The organism is Enterobacter cloacae complex sp. 418I7, from assembly GCF_050030705.1.
Taxonomy (GTDB): Bacteria; Pseudomonadota; Gammaproteobacteria; order Enterobacterales; family Enterobacteriaceae; genus Enterobacter; species Enterobacter intestinihominis.
This window is the reverse complement of the sequence record NZ_JBLGUU010000001.1, coordinates 3,049,822-3,065,751: the sequence shown is the minus strand read 5'-3', so window position 1 is coordinate 3,065,751 and position 15,930 is coordinate 3,049,822. Positions and strand designations below refer to the sequence as shown.

Genomic DNA, 15,930 nt, shown 5'->3' with positions numbered 1-15,930 from the left:
ATCACGAATTGTATGACGGAATGATGACAGCGCTGAATGATGCCGGAAAGAAGTGACTCAGGGATCGAAAACGATCCCTGATGAATGGTGTTAATTAGCGTTATTTATTTGTTTCAGACTTGTTTAAATTTGCCGGGAAGATAGCGATCAAAAATACTTATTACGCGATCGCTCAGGGGAGTCATCAGCACCCAGGGTAAACCAATTAACACCGCCGTGAGGGAGCCTACGGCGATATCTGTCAGCCAGTGAGCGCCAATCATCACCCGCGGGAATGCAAATACCACCACAATAACCAGGGCGATGGCGAAGGCTTTTTTACCGAAATAGCGCAGCATGAAGCCAGCAAAAATCAGCAGCATCATACCGTGGTCGCCCGGGAAGCTGTCCTTCGAGGCGTCTTTGGTTGGAATATGAAGCAGCTCGCTGACGCGGTTAATATTCGGGAAAGAGAGCGACGGACTGGCGCGTTTAACCGGCATCAGATGCTGCGCCAGCTGGTTGATAATCACGGCTGCCAGCAGCATGACCAGGCCGATAATCAGAATACGGCGACGACCCGTTTTGTCTTCCTTCAGCCAGAAGGAGAGCATCAGACAGCCCATTGCCAGCAGCGAACAGCCGTCAAACGCGCGGTTGTTGGTGATCGCCACCAGCCACAGGAAGGCTTCACTCTTCGCCAGCGCCTGGTTAAAGAAGTGGAACAGCCCGGAATCCAGCGGGAACCAGAATCCGTGATCCGCCGGGATATACCAGGAGAAAAAGATCGCCAGACCGGCAGCGTTGAGCAATAAAATAGCAGGAAGTCGAGTCGTCATAGTCTTCAGCAATGTGTGAAATCAGGGGCAACGTTAGCCGCCCAAACTTAAACGAAGCTTCAACAGGCTTGACTGGAGGGCATTCCAGTCGGTATTAACCGCACTAATTAGCTCTATCCGGCTGTCGGGTGGCGCGACGTTCTGGGTTTCTATAAAGAAATCCTCGCCCTGACGATTAATGCGCACCAGACCATCCGGGGTGCGCATGATCCCTTTTACCCGCTCAACCGGCGCCAGTCTCGCCCATTCCAGTATACCAATGGTGTCGAAAACCGTATCGGCATCGAAGATCCAGCCGCAGGCCTGGTGTCCCTGGCCGCTGTTCAGATTTCGACGCCAGCGCTGATGTTCCGGCAGGCTCAGCGCAGCCAGACCTTGCTTCGCGCCGTGGCTATGCGAATGCTCTGCGCTGGCAGGCAGTTGCGTCTGGTTGAGGCGGGGAAGATCGAGCAGGGCGCCATCAATGTTGCCCTGGGTGGTCTGCACATACTGACGTCCACCGCCAGCCTGCTGCCACCAGGCATTGAACGTGGCCTGACTTTCAGGCGTCGCGCGATCGGATTTATTCGCCACGATGATGTCTGCCGAGGCGAGCTGGTCGCGGAAATTGTCGTTATTGATCGCTTTTTCATCCAGCAGCTGGCGGGGGTCGAGCAGGCAAAGCGTCGCACGCAGCTCAAGCCACGGCTCGTAGACCGGGGCGGTCAGTAAATCAAGAATTTGCTTCGGATGACCCAGCCCAGTGGGTTCAATCAGCAGACGGTCAGGCTTGCCCTGACGCAGCAGCGTATTCAGCCCGACCTGCATCGGCAGACCATTCACGCAGCACATACACCCGCCCGGGATCTCTTTCACCATCGCGCCGCTGTCGGCGAGCAACGCGCCGTCGATCCCCACTTCGCCAAATTCGTTGACCAGCACGGCCCACTTTTCCGCCGGATCTTTATTGGCCAGCAAATGCAGAATGGACGTAGTTTTACCGCTGCCGAGAAAACCGGTGATCAGGTTGGTTTTGGTCACGTGCGCTCCGATAAATAATTGTGATGTAGTAACAACTATCTATCATCCTGACGAAAAAATCGGGCATTGAGAAGAGGGAGGGCGAACGGAGCGTAAAACCGTTCGCCTTAAACGCAATAATCGCTAAATTTTTAACGTTTCGATAACGGCCTGACGCGCGCCGAGCCGGACGAGGCGCTGGTACGCGCCGGTGATTACCTCGACAAAGACAGGGTTTTGCGGCAGGTCGTCGCCAAAGATTTCTTTTAGCGTCAGCAGGGCGCTAACGCGTTCTGCGTCACTGCTGGTAGCGACAATGGCCTGAAACTTGTCGCTCAGCGGATCGCGCACGTCAATGGCGTTGCCCTGGTCGTCCGTCCCGCTGACGTAGCGCATCCAGCCTGCGACGCCCAGCGCCAGTAATGGCCAGGCGGTGTTACGCTCAAGATGCATGCGGATCCCATCCAGCATGCGCTGAGGCAGCTTCTGACTGCCGTCCATAGCGATTTGCCAGGTGCGGTGCTGTAGCGCCGGGTTGGCGAAGCGGTCAAGCAGGCTGTCAGCATAGGCTGTCAGATCGACGTTGGTGATGCGCAGCGTAGGGGCCTGCTCATTCAGCATCAGCCTGCGGGCAGCCTCGCGGAAGCTGTCGTCCTGCATACATTCATTTATGTGCGCGTAGCCGGCAAGGTAGCCCAGATACGCCAGGAAGGAGTGGCTGCCGTTCAGCATCCGCAGCTTCATCTGCTCCCAGGGCAGGACATCCTCAACCATCTGTACGCCTGCAACCTCCCATTCCGGACGCCCGGCGACAAAGTTATCTTCCACTACCCACTGAATGAACGGTTCACAGCTGATGGCGCAGGGATCTTCAACGCCAAGTTCCTGGGTGATTTCCGCGAGTGAGGCGTCAGTGGCGGCGGGCACGATTCGGTCGACCATGGTGCCAGGGAAGCTCACGTGCGCCTCGATCCATCCGGCCAGCTCTGCGGATCGCTTTCCGGCCATGCCGAGAACGGCATTTTTCACCACGTGGCCGTTATCGGGAATGTTGTCGCAGGAGAGCACGGTAAACGCCGGCAGGCCGCGCTCGCGGCGGCGATGAAGCGCTTCGACCAGAATACCCGGCGCGGAATGCGGCTCAGACGGATGCTCAAGATCGTGCAGAATGCGGCTGTTGTGCATATCCAGTTTCCCCGTCGCCGGATCGATGCAGTAGCCTTTTTCGGTAATGGTGAGGGAGACAATGGCCACCTGCGGTTCGCAGAACTTCTCAATAATGGCTGCCAGCGAGTCGAGTTTTGCGTTCAGGCACTCTTTTACCGCACCGATAATAATGGGCTGATTGCCTTCGGCACCTTTCTCCAGCACGGTAAACAGATGATCCTGCGCGCGGAGCTGGCGCATGAGAACATCGCCGCTAAAGAGGCTAATCTCACAAATACCCCAGTCGCCTCCTTTGGCGTTCAGCACCCGGTTTGTTAACAACGCCTGATGCGCCCGGTGGAACGCGCCAAAGCCGAAATGGACGATGCGGGAGCGTAACTGCTCGCGATCGTAGCGGGGCTGCTGGACATGAGCAGGAAGCGCGGTGGAGGCAATAGTCTTCATGTAGTACACACCTGATTAACCATTAATTAACAATGCCAGTGTAAAGTTATATGACAACAAATTAAATTGGTAAGCCGTAAATATCCCGGTTATGTGAGTTTGATCAATCAATGTCGCGCGCTGTGTTGACCACTCCGATTAAACATGTATGGTAGTCGTCATTGAGGTAATCCATATTGGTATAACAACTTGAGAGGGTGGGGCAATGGAACAAACCTGGCGTTGGTACGGGCCGAACGATCCGGTTTCTCTTGATGATGTGCGTCAAGCTGGCGCAACGGGTGTGGTCACGGCGCTGCATCATATTCCGAACGGTCAGGTGTGGCCGGTGGAGGAAATCCAAAAGCGTCAGGCACAGCTGGCAGAGAAGGGTCTAACCTGGTCTGTCGTGGAAAGTATTCCGGTTCACGAAGATATCAAAACCCACTCCGGTGAGTGTGAAACCTGGATTGCGAATTATCAGCAGAGCATTCGTAACCTGGCGGCCTGCGGTATTGATACCGTCTGCTATAACTTTATGCCAATTCTGGACTGGACGCGTACCGACCTGGAATATGAAATGGCCGATGGTTCGAAGGCGCTGCGTTTCGATCAAATCGCTTTTGCGGCTTTCGAGCTGCACATTCTGAAGCGTCCGGGGGCGGAAGCAGACTACACCGCCGAAGAGCAGCAGCAGGCGCTGGCGTGGTTCAATGCCGCCAGTGAAGCGGACATTGAGAAGCTGGTTCGCAATATTATCGCGGGCCTGCCGGGGGCGGAAGAGGGCTATACCCTCGATCAGTTCCGCGCGCGCCTGGCGGAATATGGCGATATCGATAAAAACCAGCTGCGTGAAAACATGGCGCACTTCCTGCGCGCTATCGTGCCGGTGGCAGAAGAAGCGGGCGTGCGGCTGGCGGTTCATCCGGACGATCCTCCGCGTCCAATCCTTGGCCTGCCGCGTATCGTGTCGACCATTGAGGATATGCAGTGGCTAAAAGAGACGGTGGACAGCATCTACAACGGCTTTACCATGTGTACGGGCTCTTACGGCGTGCGTGCGGATAACGATCTGGTGCGGATGATCGAAACCTTTGGGGATCGCATTCATTTCACTCACCTGCGTGCAACCTGCCGTGAAGAGAATCCAAAAACCTTCCATGAAGCAGCCCACCTTGGCGGCGACGTGAACATGGTTGCGGTGGTGGATGCCATTCTCTCTGAAGAAGTACGTCGTAAGCAGGCGGGGGATGTACGTCCTATCCCGTTCCGTCCGGATCACGGGCATCAGATGCTGGACGATCTGCGCAAGAAAACGAATCCAGGGTATTCGGCGATTGGCCGTCTGAAAGGGATGGCGGAAGTGCGCGGTATCGAGCTGGCGCTGAAAATGACGAAGTATCCAGAGCTTCTGTAAGCCTGATTGCCCGGTGGCGCTACGCTTACCGGGCCTACGAAAAACCGGCTCTGAGGCCGGTTTTTGTGTTTTTGTAGGCCGGGTAAGGCGCAGCCGCCACCCGGCAAACGCCACAATCAGTCAGCGCGACCCATATAGCGTTTTTCTTCGATATGGATACGGATTTTCTCGCCCGCTGACAGGTATTCTGGCACCTGTACGACCAGACCGGTAGTCAGGGTAGCCGGTTTGTTACGCGCGCTTGCAGACGCGCCTTTGATGCCCGGTGCCGTTTCAACGATTTCCAGATCAACGGTCTGCGGCAGCTCCAGCGCCAGCAGCACGCCATCCCAGGTCAGCACCTGCATGTCCGGCATTCCACCTTCAGGAATAAACAGCAGCTCTTCTTCGATCTGATCTTTGGTGAAGATATACGGGGTGTAATCTTCTTTATCCATGAACACGTATTCGTTGCCGTCAATGTAGGAGAAATCAACGTAGCGACGGGTCAGGGTCACGGTATCCACGATATCGTCGCCTTTAAAACGTTCTTCCACTTTCAGGCCGGTGCGGACATCGGAGAAACGCATTTTATACAGCGTTGCTGCGCCACGGGCGCTGGGTGCCTGAATGTCGATATCTTTCACAATCAGCAGTTTGCCGTTGTAATTCAGTACCATACCTTTCTTAATTTCGTTCGCTCTTGGCATTGCAGTAATCCTGTTTACGGGAGGTAAAAAATATCGCGCCAAATTACTCGCGCGCGGCCTTTCAGGCAAGCGGAATTCGTGGGTTTTGCTATCAATACATAAAAGGTGTTACTGTGCGCGCAATGCCCGACTGCGCGGGCATCTGCCACCAACAGAGAGCATGTATGGATTGTCGTTCCGACTGTGGCGCGTGCTGTACCGCACCGTCCATCTCAAGCCCCATTCCAGGCATGCCACAAGGCAAGCCTGCCAATACCCGCTGCGTTCAGCTCTCTGAATCTAACCTGTGCATGATCTTTGGCTCGCCTTTACGCCCGAAGGTGTGCTCCGGGCTCCAGCCTGACGCCGAAATGTGCGGCAGTACGCGCCAGCAGGCCATCACTTACCTGCTTGAGCTGGAAGCGCTCACCGCGCCTTAAACGTCCTTAATCCGCGTCAGGCAGCTCAGCGTCAGGACGCACATCACCAGCGCAATCCAGAACACCGTATGATAGTTCCAGATTTCAGCCACAACGCCCGCCAGTGAGCCTGCAATAATCCAGCCCACGCGGGTGGTATTAGTATAAAGGGTGGTGGCAGCGCCTGCCTGACCCGGCATCAGATCCTGGAAGTAGAGCATGCCGATACCGGCCAGAATGCCGATATAAATGGCGTTCAGCAGCTGTAAAGCAAGAAGCAGCGCTGGCGTATGGACCGTCAGCATGCCGACATAAAACAGCAGCCCGGCAACGGCGGCGACGCGCATCAAAAAGCGCTTGCCGAAGCGCTTCGCGTAATAGCCCGCAATCAGCATGGTGGGGATCTCAAGCCCCGCGGCGGTTCCCATCATGATCCCGGCCAGCTTCTCCGGCAGATGCAGCTCATCAATAATAAACAACGGCATATTAATGATATAGAGGCTGTTCGTTCCCCACATCAGCGTACAGATAATGAATAACAGTAGTGCGTCGCGCCGGTTACGCCGCGGTGCTTCCAGCGTACCGGTCGCCACTTTCGGCTCTTTACGCATGGAAGGCAGGAAGAACCATACCATTGCGCCACACACCACGAAGGCTACCGCCGCGCTGAGGTACATTACCGTAAAGCCAAAACCCATTGCCAGCGCGTAGGCGAGCGGGGGGCCAATCACCCACGCAAGCGACACCTGCGCGCGCAGTATCGAGCTGAACATCACCGCTTCCCGCCCGGTGCGGTCGGCATGCTCGCGGGCAAGGGCGAACATCTGCGGGTTGGCGGTCGAGCCGAAGCTGCTCAGGAACACCCCAACAAACAGCAGAATGAAATAGTTGCGGTTCCAGGCAAACAACACGCAGGCGAAAACGCCCAGCAGACAGCAAAAAACAATCAGGCTTTTGCGATCGCCTTTTCTGTCGGAACGCCCGGCCAGAAACTGGCTGACCAGGATGCCAATGATGGCGCTCCCGGTGAAGAAGAAGCCAACCATCGCCGGGCGGGCGTGGACTTCGTTGGTCAGAAACAGGCTCAGCGTAGGCGTTTGTAACGCACCGGCAATACCGGTGAGGAAAGCAACAATCAAAAACGCCGTTGACGTCAAATCAAATGGCTTTGGTGAGGCGGCAGCGGGGGTGTTATGCATGTTCAGTCTTTGCGAGTAACAGAGAGAGGCGGAGTTTACGCCGCCTGTCATTAAATAAACAGAGGGCAAAATCAAGATTGCCACAATAAATCAAAATAGCATTTCAGTTTAACGCTGTTTCGCTGAAGCGTGCTGAACCTGTTTGCTGAACATCAGCAAAAACCTCCCTATTGAAGAAGAAATGTGCTGCACTTCTAAATTCTGCAACAAGAAATGTAACTTTTCTTGCAACCATTTGTAGAAAAGACAAGACTTCTTGAAACGTTTCAGCGCTATCTTGCATGTCCTGTAGAAGCAGGTTAGCGCATATTTTCTCAGTTAAGCTGAAACGATTCAATTTCAGCAGGAGAGGAGAATCATGTTCCAGTTATCTGTTCAGGATATCCACCCGGGCGAACAGGCCGGGAATAAAGAAGAGGCTATTCGCCAGGTCGCCGCTGCGCTCGTGCAGGCTGGCAACGTGGCGGACGGCTACGTCAACGGCATGCTGGCGCGTGAACAGCAGACCTCCACCTTCCTCGGTAACGGTATTGCAATTCCGCACGGCACCACGGACACCCGCGATCAGGTGCTGAAAACCGGCGTGCAGGTTTACCAGTTCCCGCAGGGCGTGCTCTGGGGCGAGGGGCAGGTGGCTTACGTGGCGATCGGTATCGCGGCCAGCGGTGACGAACACCTGGGCCTGCTGCGTCAGCTGACGCACGTGCTGAGCGATGATGCCGTCGCGGAACAGCTTAAATCCGCCACCACTGCTGAAGAGCTGCGTGCCCTGCTGATGGGCGAAAAACAGAGCGAAGCGCTGAAGCTGGATAATGAAACCCTGATGCTGGACGTCGTTGCGTCCGATCTGGTGACGCTCCAGGCGCTGAACGCGGCTCGCCTGAAAGAGGTGGGGGCGGCTGATACCGCCTTTGTGACCCGCACCATCAATGATAAGCCTTTAAACCTGGGTCAGGGCATCTGGCTGAACGACAGTGCTGAAGGCAACCTGCGCAGTGCTATCGCGGTCAGCCGTGCTGCGGTTGCCTTTGAGACAGACGGCGAACGCGCCGCGATGCTGGTAACGGTTGCCATGGCTGACGATCAGCCGGTTTCCGTGCTGAAGCGCCTTGGCGATCTGCTGCTGAACAATAAAGCTGAAAAACTGCTGAACGCAGACGCGGCGACGGTGCTGGCTCTGTTGACCAGCGACGATGCGCTGACGGACGACCTGCTGAGCGCAGAGTACGTGGTGCGTAACGAACACGGCCTGCATGCCCGTCCGGGCACCATGCTGGTGAATACCATTAAACAATTTGAAAGTGAGATCACCGTGACCAATCTGGACGGTTCGGGTAAACCAGCCAACGGGCGCAGCCTGATGAAAGTTGTCGCGCTGGGTGTGAAGAAAGGCCATCGTCTGCGTTTTACCGCGCAGGGTGCTGATGCTGAACAGGCGCTGAAAGCGATTGGCGACGCCATCGCGGCCGGTCTGGGGGAGGGCGCATAATGAGCAGACGTGTTGCGACCATTACGCTGAACCCGGCTTACGATCTGGTGGGCTTCTGCCCGGAAATTGAGCGTGGCGAAGTTAACCTGGTGCGAACCACCGGCCTGCATGCCGCAGGGAAAGGGATTAACGTGGCGAAGGTGCTTAAAGATCTCGGTATCGACGTCACCGTTGGCGGCTTCCTTGGCAAAGACAACCAGGACGGTTTTCAGCAGTTGTTCAGTGAACTGGGCATCGCCAACCGTTTTCAGGTTGTGCAGGGCCGTACCCGTATTAACGTTAAGCTGACCGAGAAAGACGGTGAAGTGACCGATCTGAACTTCTCCGGCTTCGAAGTGACCCCGGCTGACTGGGAGCGCTTCGTTGCCGATTCCCTGAGCTGGCTGGGCCAGTTTGACATGGTGTGCGTCAGCGGCAGCTTGCCGTCCGGCGTCAGCCCGGAAGCGTTCACCGACTGGATGACGCGCCTGCGCAGCCAGTGCCCGTGCATTATTTTTGACAGCAGCCGCGACGCGCTGGTCGCCGGTCTGAAAGCCTCGCCATGGCTGGTTAAGCCTAACCGCCGTGAACTGGAAATCTGGGCGGGCCGTAAGCTGCCAGAATTAAAGGATGTGATTGACGCTGCCCATGCGCTGCGCGAGCAGGGTATCGCTCATGTGGTGATTTCGCTGGGTGCAGAAGGTGCCCTGTGGGTTAACGCCTCCGGGGAATGGATTGCCAAACCGCCTTCTATGGAAGTGGTCAGCACCGTGGGTGCCGGGGATTCGATGGTTGGCGGCCTGATCTACGGTCTGCTGATGCGCGAATCCAGTGAACATACCCTACGCCTTGCTACCGCCGTTGCGGCCCTGGCCGTGAGCCAGAGCAATGTCGGTATTACCGATCGTACCCAGTTAGCCGCGATGATGGCGCGCGTTGACTTAAAACCTTTTAACTAACAGCAGGAGAGGAATAATGAAAACGCTGCTGATCATTGACTCCGGTCTCGGACAGGCTCGCGCCTATATGGCGAAGACCCTGCTGGGCGCGGCGGCACAAAAAGCGCATCTGGATATCATTGATAACCCGGGTGATGCTGAAATGGCGATTGTTCTGGGTGACAAAATCCCCGCGGACAGCGCCCTGAACGGCAAAAAAGTGTGGCTGGGCGATATTAACCGCGCGGTGGCACACCCTGAACTGTTTCTGAGCGAAGCAAAAGGTCATGCGACGGTTTACAGCGCACCCGTTGAGGCCGCGCCGGTCGCAACCGCTGGGCCGAAACGCATTGTTGCGGTAACGGCCTGCCCGACAGGTGTGGCTCACACCTTTATGGCGGCTGAAGCCATTGAAACCGAAGCGAAAAAACGCGGCTGGTGGGTGAAGGTTGAAACTCGTGGCTCTGTTGGCGCGGGTAATGCCATCACGCCGGAAGAGGTGGCCGAAGCCGATCTGGTGATCGTGGCGGCCGATATCGAAGTGGATCTGGCGAAGTTTGCCGGTAAGCCGATGTACCGCACCTCAACCGGCCTGGCGCTGAAGAAAACTGCGCAGGAGTTTGATAAAGCGCTGGCGGAAGCCAAACCTTATCATGCGACCGGTGCGGCTAAGACGCCTGGCGAAGGTAAGAAAGAGTCTGCGGGTGCCTATCGTCACCTGTTAACCGGGGTTTCCTACATGCTGCCGATGGTGGTGGCGGGCGGCCTGTGTATTGCGCTCTCCTTTGCCTTTGGTATCGAAGCCTTTAAAGAGCAGGGCACGCTGGCGGCAGCGTTGATGCAGATTGGCGGCGGCTCCGCGTTTGCGCTGATGGTGCCGGTGCTGGCGGGCTTTATCGCCTTCTCCATTGCTGACCGTCCGGGTCTGACGCCGGGCCTTATCGGCGGTATGCTGGCCGTGAGCACCGGTTCTGGCTTCATCGGCGGTATCATCGCCGGTTTCCTTGCCGGTTACGTGGCGAAGCTCATCAGCTCGAAGCTGAAGCTGCCGCAGAGTATGGAGGCGCTGAAACCTATCCTGATCATCCCGCTGATTTCCAGCTTGGTGGTCGGTCTGGCGATGATTTACCTGATTGGTAAGCCGGTCGCGGGCATTCTGGAAGGTCTGACCCACTGGCTGCAAACCATGGGGACGGCGAACGCGGTGCTGTTGGGCGCAATCCTCGGCGGTATGATGTGTACAGACATGGGCGGTCCGGTAAACAAAGCGGCATACGCGTTCGGCGTTGGCCTGCTGAGTACCCAGACCTATGCGCCTATGGCGGCGATCATGGCGGCAGGTATGGTGCCTCCGCTGGCACTTGGCCTGGCGACAATCATTGCCCGTCGTAAGTTCGATAAAGCGCAGCAGGAAGGCGGCAAAGCGGCGCTGGTGCTGGGTCTGTGCTTCATTACCGAAGGCGCAATCCCGTTTGCGGCGCGCGATCCAATGCGTGTTCTGCCATGCTGTATCGTCGGCGGTGCGGTAACGGGAGCTATCTCCATGGCGGTAGGTGCGAAACTGATGGCACCGCACGGCGGTCTGTTCGTCCTGCTGATCCCTGGCGCCATCACTCCGGTGCTGGGCTACCTGCTGGCGATTGTTGCCGGTACGCTGGTGGCGGGTCTGTCTTACGCGGTGCTGAAGCGCCCGGAAGCGGAAGTGGTCGCAAAAGCAGCCTAAAAGAGGTGTCGGGTGGCGGCTTCGCCTTACCCGACCTACAAAAAAGCCGGGTCGCGTTAAGCGCCCGGCTTTTTTTATGCCGCCTGTTCAGCGGTCTGCTGTGCCTTCAGCCAGGCAATCTCTTCTGCCCAGATATCCGGATTGATGGTTTCCAGCACCATTGGAATGCCGTCGAAGCGGGCATCCTGCATGATAAAGCGGAACGCATCGTGGCCGATATTACCTTCGCCCAGGCTGTGGTGACGGTCTACGCGGCTGCCGAACGCGCTTTTCGCATCGTTTAAGTGCATACCGCGAAGATATTTAAAACCAACAATACGCTCGAACTCTTCGATGGTATTTTTCGTGGCCTCGGTTGTGCGCAGGTCATACCCGGCGGCAAACGCGTGGCAGGTATCAATGCATACGCCCACGCGGGATTTGTCCTCCACGCCGTCGATTATCGCCGCCAGATGCTCAAACTTAAAGCCGAGGTTGCTGCCCTGACCGGCGGTATTCTCAATCACCGCCGTCACGCCCTGGGTTTTATCCAGCGTCATGTTGATGGACTCGGCGATGCGCGCCAGACAGGCGTCTTCGTCGATTTGCATCAGATGGCTACCGGGATGGAAGTTCAGCAGCGTCAGCCCCAGCTGTTCACAGCGCTGAACCTCATCCAGGAATGCTTCGCGGGATTTTTCCAGCGCCTCAGCAACCGGGTGGCCGAGGTTAATCAGGTAGCTGTCGTGCGGGAGGATCTGCCCAGGCCCATAGCGGTATTTCTCGCAGGCGGCTTTGAAGTCATCAATCACTTCCGCGGTGAGGGGAGCTGCGCGCCACTGGCGCTGGTTTTTGGTGAACAGGGCGAAAGCGGTCGCCTCGATTTCGGCGGCGCGAATGGCGGCATTCGCAAGGCCACCGGCAGCGCTGACGTGCGCTCCAACATATTTCATAAAAAGACTCCTGTTAACCCGAAATGCCTATGATAGCGGGTTAACAGGAGAAGGACGAGATGGTTTATGCCAACAGGCTGTGTACCGCAAGGTTAATCGCACCGCCGCCAACAATCAGCCAGATGAACAGCACCAGCGCCATCAGCAGCGGTTTCGCCCCGGCTTTTTTCAGCGCGCTGACGTGCGTGGTGACGCCCAGCGCCGCCATCGCCATCGCCAGCAGGACCGTATCCAGCGTGACCAGCATATCCACCATCACTTTTGGCAGCAGGTGGAAAGAGTTGAAGATAGCGACCACGATGAACAGGATCGCAAACCACGGAATGGTGATTTTGCTTTTCTCGCTGCCGCCTGCAGGAGCCAGCTGTTTAACCCGCGCCGCGAGGAAAATCAGGAACGGGGCCAGCATCATCACGCGCAGCATTTTGGCAATGACCGCCGCGTTTTCCGCTTCCGGGTTAATGGCGTGACCTGCCGCCACCACCTGCGCCACTTCGTGCATGGTTGAGCCGATATAAATGCCGTAGGTTTCCGGGCTAAACCAGTGCGCCACCAGCGGATACATGGCTGGATACAGGAAGATCGCCAGCGTACCGAAGATAACTACCGTCGCGACGGCAACCGTGACTTTACTGGCTTCGGCTTTGACTACCGGCTCTGTTGCCAGTACAGCCGCTGCGCCGCAGATGCTGCTACCCGCACCGATCAGCCAGCTGGTCTGTTTGTCCAGACCAAAGATCTTCTGGCCGATAAAGCACGCCAGTAAAAAGGTGCTCGAAAGGGTCAGGACGTCGATGGCAATCCCGCTGACACCCACATCCGCGATCTGCGAAAAGGTGAGACGGAAGCCATAAAGGATGATCCCGAGACGTAATAAATGCTGCTTGGCGAAAATCACGCCGCCGTCGCAGGATTTCCAGATGTGCGGGTAAACGGTGTTCCCGACCACCATGCCGAGCAGAATGGCCAGCGTCAGGGCGCTGAACCCTGCGCCGGCAACAGCTGGTATACTGCCACCCCATAAGGCCACGCCGGTAACCACGGCGCTGAGCGCGAGACCCGGCACGAAGTGCCACACTGTACGATGATGTTGTAAGGTGATTTCTGACATAACCTTCTCCTTTGTCTGGCTAAAGGTTACGGCGCTCTGGCTTAAAAATAAAATTGATTATATATTTATAATCAATCTTTATAAGTGGTAAGCAACCATGCACATCACATTGCGTCAGCTGGAAGTTTTTGCCGAGGTGCTGAAAAGCGGCTCGACAACCCAGGCGTCACAAATGCTGGCGCTCTCGCAGTCCGCCGTTAGCGCGGCCTTGACCGATCTTGAAGGGCAACTGGGCGTCCAGCTTTTCGACAGGGTAGGAAAGCGACTGGTGGTGAACGAACATGGCCGCCTGCTGTATCCGCGTGCCCTGGCCTTGCTTGAGCAGGCAACGGAGATCGAACAGCTGTTCCGCGAGGACAACGGCGCTATTCGCGTCTACGCCAGCAGCACGATCGGTAATTACATCCTGCCGGAAGTGATCGCCCGCTACCGCCGGGATTTTCCGACCCTGCCGCTGGAGATGAGCGTCGGCAACAGCCAGGACGTGATTAACGCGGTGATTGATTTCCGCGTGGACATCGGTCTTATCGAAGGGCCGTGCCACAACGTCGATATCATTGCGGAGCCCTGGCTTGAGGATGAGCTGGTGGTGTTTGCTTCCCCGGCCTCTTCTTTACTCCAGGGCGAGGTTACGCTGGAGCGTCTGGCGCAGGCGCAGTGGATCCTGCGAGAGCAGGGCTCCGGCACGCGTGAGATTGTCGATTATCTGCTGCTGTCCCATCTGCCGCAGTTCCAGCTAGGGATGGAGTTAGGTAACTCCGAGGCCATTAAGCATGCCGTACGTCATGGCCTGGGCATTAGCTGTCTTTCCCGACGGGTGATCGCCGAACAGCTGGAAACCGGCTCTCTGGTTGAGATCCCCGTTCCGCTGCCGAAGCTGGTGCGCACGCTGTGGTGCATCCACCATCGTCAGAAACACCTTTCCAGCTCGCTCCAGCGTTTTCTGCGCTATTGTGCCATTTAACGTTCCCCGGTGGCGCTTCGCTTACCGGGGCCAGGTGCGCTTATCACTCCACATTTTTATGCTTTACTTATAATCCTGGCCGAGTCATGAAGCTCTCTTATAACTGAGCATTTCTGCCGGAAGCAACGCAGATCGTCTGCTACAATCGCGCCTCATTTATTGAATGGACAGCATTTTCACATGGTTTCAGAAACTAAAACCACAGAAGCGCCCGCGCTACGTCGCGCACTTAAGGCGCGTCACCTGACGATGATCGCCATTGGCGGCTCCATCGGTACGGGTCTTTTCGTTGCCTCTGGCGCAACAATTTCGGCAGCCGGCCCGGGTGGGGCATTATTCTCTTATATCCTGATTGGCCTGATGGTCTACTTCCTGATGACCAGCCTGGGCGAACTGGCGGCATACATGCCGGTGTCTGGTTCGTTTTCGACCTACGGACAAAAATACGTTGAGGAAGGCTTCGGCTTCGCGCTGGGCTGGAACTACTGGTACAACTGGGCGGTGACCATCGCCGTTGACCTCGTCGCCGCACAGCTGGTGATGACCTGGTGGTTCCCGGACACGCCCGGCTGGATCTGGAGCGCCCTGTTCCTGGCGGTCATCTTCCTGCTGAACTACATCTCCGTGCGCGGTTTCGGCGAAGCGGAATACTGGTTCTCTTTAATTAAAGTGGCAACCGTCATCATCTTTATCGTCGTCGGTGTGGCGATGATCGTTGGTATTTTCAAAGGGGCTGAACCGGCGGGCTGGAGTAACTGGACAATAGGCGATGCGCCGTTTGCCGGGGGCTTCTCGGCGATGATTGGCGTGGCGATGATTGTCGGCTTCTCCTTCCAGGGCACCGAACTGATTGGCATTGCGGCCGGTGAATCCGAAAACCCGGAGAAGACCATCCCGCGCGCGGTGCGTCAGGTGTTCTGGCGTATCCTGCTGTTCTATGTGTTCGCGATCCTGATTATCAGCCTGATCATTCCGTATACCGACCCAAGCCTGCTGCGTAACGATGTGAAAGACATCAGCGTCAGCCCGTTCACCCTGGTCTTCCAGCACGCGGGTCTGCTCTCTGCGGCGGCGGTGATGAACGCGGTGATCCTGACGGCGGTACTGTCTGCGGGTAACTCCGGGATGTACGCCTCTACCCGCATGCTTTACACCCTGGCCTGCGACGGTAAAGCGCCACGTATTTTCTCGAAACTGTCTCGCGGTGGCGTGCCACGCAACGCGCTGTATGCGACCACGGTGATTGCGGGTCTCTGTTTCCTGACCTCCATGTTCGGCAACCAGACGGTCTACCTGTGGCTGCTTAACACCTCTGGTATGACGGGCTTCATTGCCTGGCTGGGCATTGCCATCAGCCACTACCGTTTCCGTCGCGGGTACGTCAAGCAGGGTCATGATCTGAATAACCTGCCGTACCGGTCAGGGTTCTTCCCGCTGGGGCCGATCTTCGCCTTTGTTCTGTGCCTGATCATTACCCTGGGCCAGAACTATGAGGCCTTCCTTGCGGACACCATTGACTGGGGCGCCGTCACGGCCACCTATATCGGCATTCCGCTGTTCCTGATCATCTGGTTTGGCTACAAACTGACGAAAGGAACGCGCTTCGTTCGCTACAGTGAAATGGATTTCCCGGAACGATTTAAACAATAACCGCACTTCCTCTCTTTTAGCCCGCTCAATCGAG

The 15,930-nt window shown here is 56.7% G+C and carries 15 protein-coding genes; 7 read left to right on the top strand and 8 right to left on the bottom strand.

The annotated features are described in order from the left end of the window. Window positions 1-113 precede the first annotated feature (113 nt). The 3 genes from ACQG0S_RS14810 to ACQG0S_RS14800 form a co-directional block, all read right to left on the bottom strand. Window positions 114-818, bottom strand: coding sequence for a phosphatase PAP2 family protein (locus ACQG0S_RS14810; protein ID WP_022648725.1), 705 nt, complete (start codon window positions 816-818; stop codon window positions 114-116). A 33-nt stretch (window positions 819-851) separates the two neighbouring features. After that, entirely contained in the window at window positions 852-1,838 is a 987-nt protein-coding gene (locus tag ACQG0S_RS14805; RefSeq protein WP_048966260.1) for a CobW family GTP-binding protein, read from the bottom strand. Window positions 1,839-1,961: 123 nt separating this feature from the next. After that, on the bottom strand, window positions 1,962-3,428 hold the full coding sequence (locus ACQG0S_RS14800) for a mannitol dehydrogenase family protein (RefSeq protein WP_048966259.1): 1,467 nt from the start codon (window positions 3,426-3,428) through the stop codon (window positions 1,962-1,964). 205 nt (window positions 3,429-3,633) lie between these two features. On the opposite strand from ACQG0S_RS14800, the gene uxuA reads away from it, so the two are divergent. Further along, complete coding sequence (gene uxuA, locus ACQG0S_RS14795) at window positions 3,634-4,824, top strand: mannonate dehydratase (protein ID WP_022648722.1); 1,191 nt, start codon at window positions 3,634-3,636, stop codon at window positions 4,822-4,824. Window positions 4,825-4,940: 116 nt separating this feature from the next. On the opposite strand, the gene yeiP is transcribed toward uxuA, so the two are convergent. Further along, on the bottom strand, window positions 4,941-5,513 hold the full coding sequence (gene yeiP, locus ACQG0S_RS14790) for an elongation factor P-like protein YeiP (RefSeq protein WP_003859355.1): 573 nt from the start codon (window positions 5,511-5,513) through the stop codon (window positions 4,941-4,943). A gap of 164 nt (window positions 5,514-5,677) precedes the next feature. Here yeiP and ACQG0S_RS14785 point away from each other — a divergent pair, with 164 nt between their 5' ends. Then, window positions 5,678-5,932, top strand: coding sequence for a YkgJ family cysteine cluster protein (locus ACQG0S_RS14785; RefSeq protein ID WP_048966258.1), 255 nt, complete (start codon window positions 5,678-5,680; stop codon window positions 5,930-5,932). On the opposite strand, the gene setB is transcribed toward ACQG0S_RS14785, so the two are convergent. Further along, entirely contained in the window at window positions 5,929-7,110 is a 1,182-nt protein-coding gene (gene setB / locus ACQG0S_RS14780; RefSeq protein WP_048966257.1) for a sugar efflux transporter SetB, read from the bottom strand. The genes ACQG0S_RS14785 and setB overlap by 4 nt on opposite strands. A gap of 103 nt (window positions 7,111-7,213) precedes the next feature. Then, entirely contained in the window at window positions 7,214-7,393 is a 180-nt protein-coding gene (locus ACQG0S_RS14775) for a hypothetical protein (protein WP_154817179.1), read from the bottom strand. A 75-nt stretch (window positions 7,394-7,468) separates the two neighbouring features. Here ACQG0S_RS14775 and fruB point away from each other — a divergent pair, with 75 nt between their 5' ends. The 3 genes from fruB to fruA are packed head-to-tail and all read left to right on the top strand — an operon-like array spanning window position 7,469 to window position 11,239. Further along, entirely contained in the window at window positions 7,469-8,599 is a 1,131-nt protein-coding gene (gene fruB, locus ACQG0S_RS14770; protein ID WP_022648705.1) for a fused PTS fructose transporter subunit IIA/HPr protein, read from the top strand. Continuing rightward, the gene (gene fruK / locus ACQG0S_RS14765; RefSeq protein WP_006811313.1) at window positions 8,599-9,537 is read left to right on the top strand and encodes a 1-phosphofructokinase; all 939 of its coding nucleotides are present in this window, start codon (window positions 8,599-8,601) and stop codon (window positions 9,535-9,537) included. Before fruB ends, fruK begins: the two co-directional genes overlap by 1 nt. 16 nt (window positions 9,538-9,553) lie before the next feature. Further along, on the top strand, window positions 9,554-11,239 hold the full coding sequence (gene fruA, locus ACQG0S_RS14760) for a PTS fructose transporter subunit IIBC (protein WP_048966256.1): 1,686 nt from the start codon (window positions 9,554-9,556) through the stop codon (window positions 11,237-11,239). 74 nt (window positions 11,240-11,313) lie between these two features. Here the strand turns inward: fruA and nfo are convergent, their stop codons facing one another. Next, on the bottom strand, window positions 11,314-12,171 hold the full coding sequence (gene nfo, locus ACQG0S_RS14755; RefSeq protein ID WP_426750544.1) for a deoxyribonuclease IV: 858 nt from the start codon (window positions 12,169-12,171) through the stop codon (window positions 11,314-11,316). Between the two features lie 64 nt (window positions 12,172-12,235). Beyond that, window positions 12,236-13,282: a YeiH family protein gene (locus ACQG0S_RS14750; RefSeq protein ID WP_023306611.1), complete on the bottom strand. Its 1,047-nt coding sequence runs from the start codon at window positions 13,280-13,282 to the stop codon at window positions 12,236-12,238. A 97-nt stretch (window positions 13,283-13,379) separates the two neighbouring features. Between ACQG0S_RS14750 and yieE the strand changes: the two genes are divergently transcribed. Both yieE and ACQG0S_RS14740 read left to right on the top strand, forming a co-directional pair. Beyond that, the gene (gene yieE, locus ACQG0S_RS14745) at window positions 13,380-14,246 is read left to right on the top strand and encodes a DNA-binding transcriptional regulator YeiE (protein ID WP_017383387.1); all 867 of its coding nucleotides are present in this window, start codon (window positions 13,380-13,382) and stop codon (window positions 14,244-14,246) included. A gap of 180 nt (window positions 14,247-14,426) precedes the next feature. Further along, window positions 14,427-15,896 (top strand): amino acid permease, encoded by a 1,470-nt coding sequence (locus ACQG0S_RS14740; protein WP_022648700.1) that lies wholly within the window; start codon window positions 14,427-14,429, stop codon window positions 15,894-15,896. Window positions 15,897-15,930 lie beyond the last annotated feature (34 nt).

Bases quoted from the DNA above. Each gene is read 5' to 3' on its own strand.
- ACQG0S_RS14810 (WP_022648725.1), bottom strand. From the start codon at position 818: ATGACGACTCGACTTCCTGCTATTTTATTGCTCAACGCTGCCGGTCTG.
- ACQG0S_RS14800 (WP_048966259.1), bottom strand. From the start codon at position 3,428: ATGAAGACTATTGCCTCCACCGCGCTTCCTGCTCATGTCCAGCAGCCC.
- uxuA (WP_022648722.1), top strand. From the start codon at position 3,634: ATGGAACAAACCTGGCGTTGGTACGGGCCGAACGATCCGGTTTCTCTT.
- yeiP (WP_003859355.1), bottom strand. From the start codon at position 5,513: ATGCCAAGAGCGAACGAAATTAAGAAAGGTATGGTACTGAATTACAAC.
- ACQG0S_RS14785 (WP_048966258.1), top strand. From the start codon at position 5,678: ATGGATTGTCGTTCCGACTGTGGCGCGTGCTGTACCGCACCGTCCATC.
- setB (WP_048966257.1), bottom strand. From the start codon at position 7,110: ATGCATAACACCCCCGCTGCCGCCTCACCAAAGCCATTTGATTTGACG.
- ACQG0S_RS14775 (WP_154817179.1), bottom strand. From the start codon at position 7,393: ATGCAAGATAGCGCTGAAACGTTTCAAGAAGTCTTGTCTTTTCTACAA.
- fruB (WP_022648705.1), top strand. From the start codon at position 7,469: ATGTTCCAGTTATCTGTTCAGGATATCCACCCGGGCGAACAGGCCGGG.
- fruK (WP_006811313.1), top strand. From the start codon at position 8,599: ATGAGCAGACGTGTTGCGACCATTACGCTGAACCCGGCTTACGATCTG.
- fruA (WP_048966256.1), top strand. From the start codon at position 9,554: ATGAAAACGCTGCTGATCATTGACTCCGGTCTCGGACAGGCTCGCGCC.
- nfo (WP_426750544.1), bottom strand. From the start codon at position 12,171: ATGAAATATGTTGGAGCGCACGTCAGCGCTGCCGGTGGCCTTGCGAAT.
- ACQG0S_RS14750 (WP_023306611.1), bottom strand. From the start codon at position 13,282: ATGTCAGAAATCACCTTACAACATCATCGTACAGTGTGGCACTTCGTG.
- yieE (WP_017383387.1), top strand. From the start codon at position 13,380: ATGCACATCACATTGCGTCAGCTGGAAGTTTTTGCCGAGGTGCTGAAA.
- ACQG0S_RS14740 (WP_022648700.1), top strand. From the start codon at position 14,427: ATGGTTTCAGAAACTAAAACCACAGAAGCGCCCGCGCTACGTCGCGCA.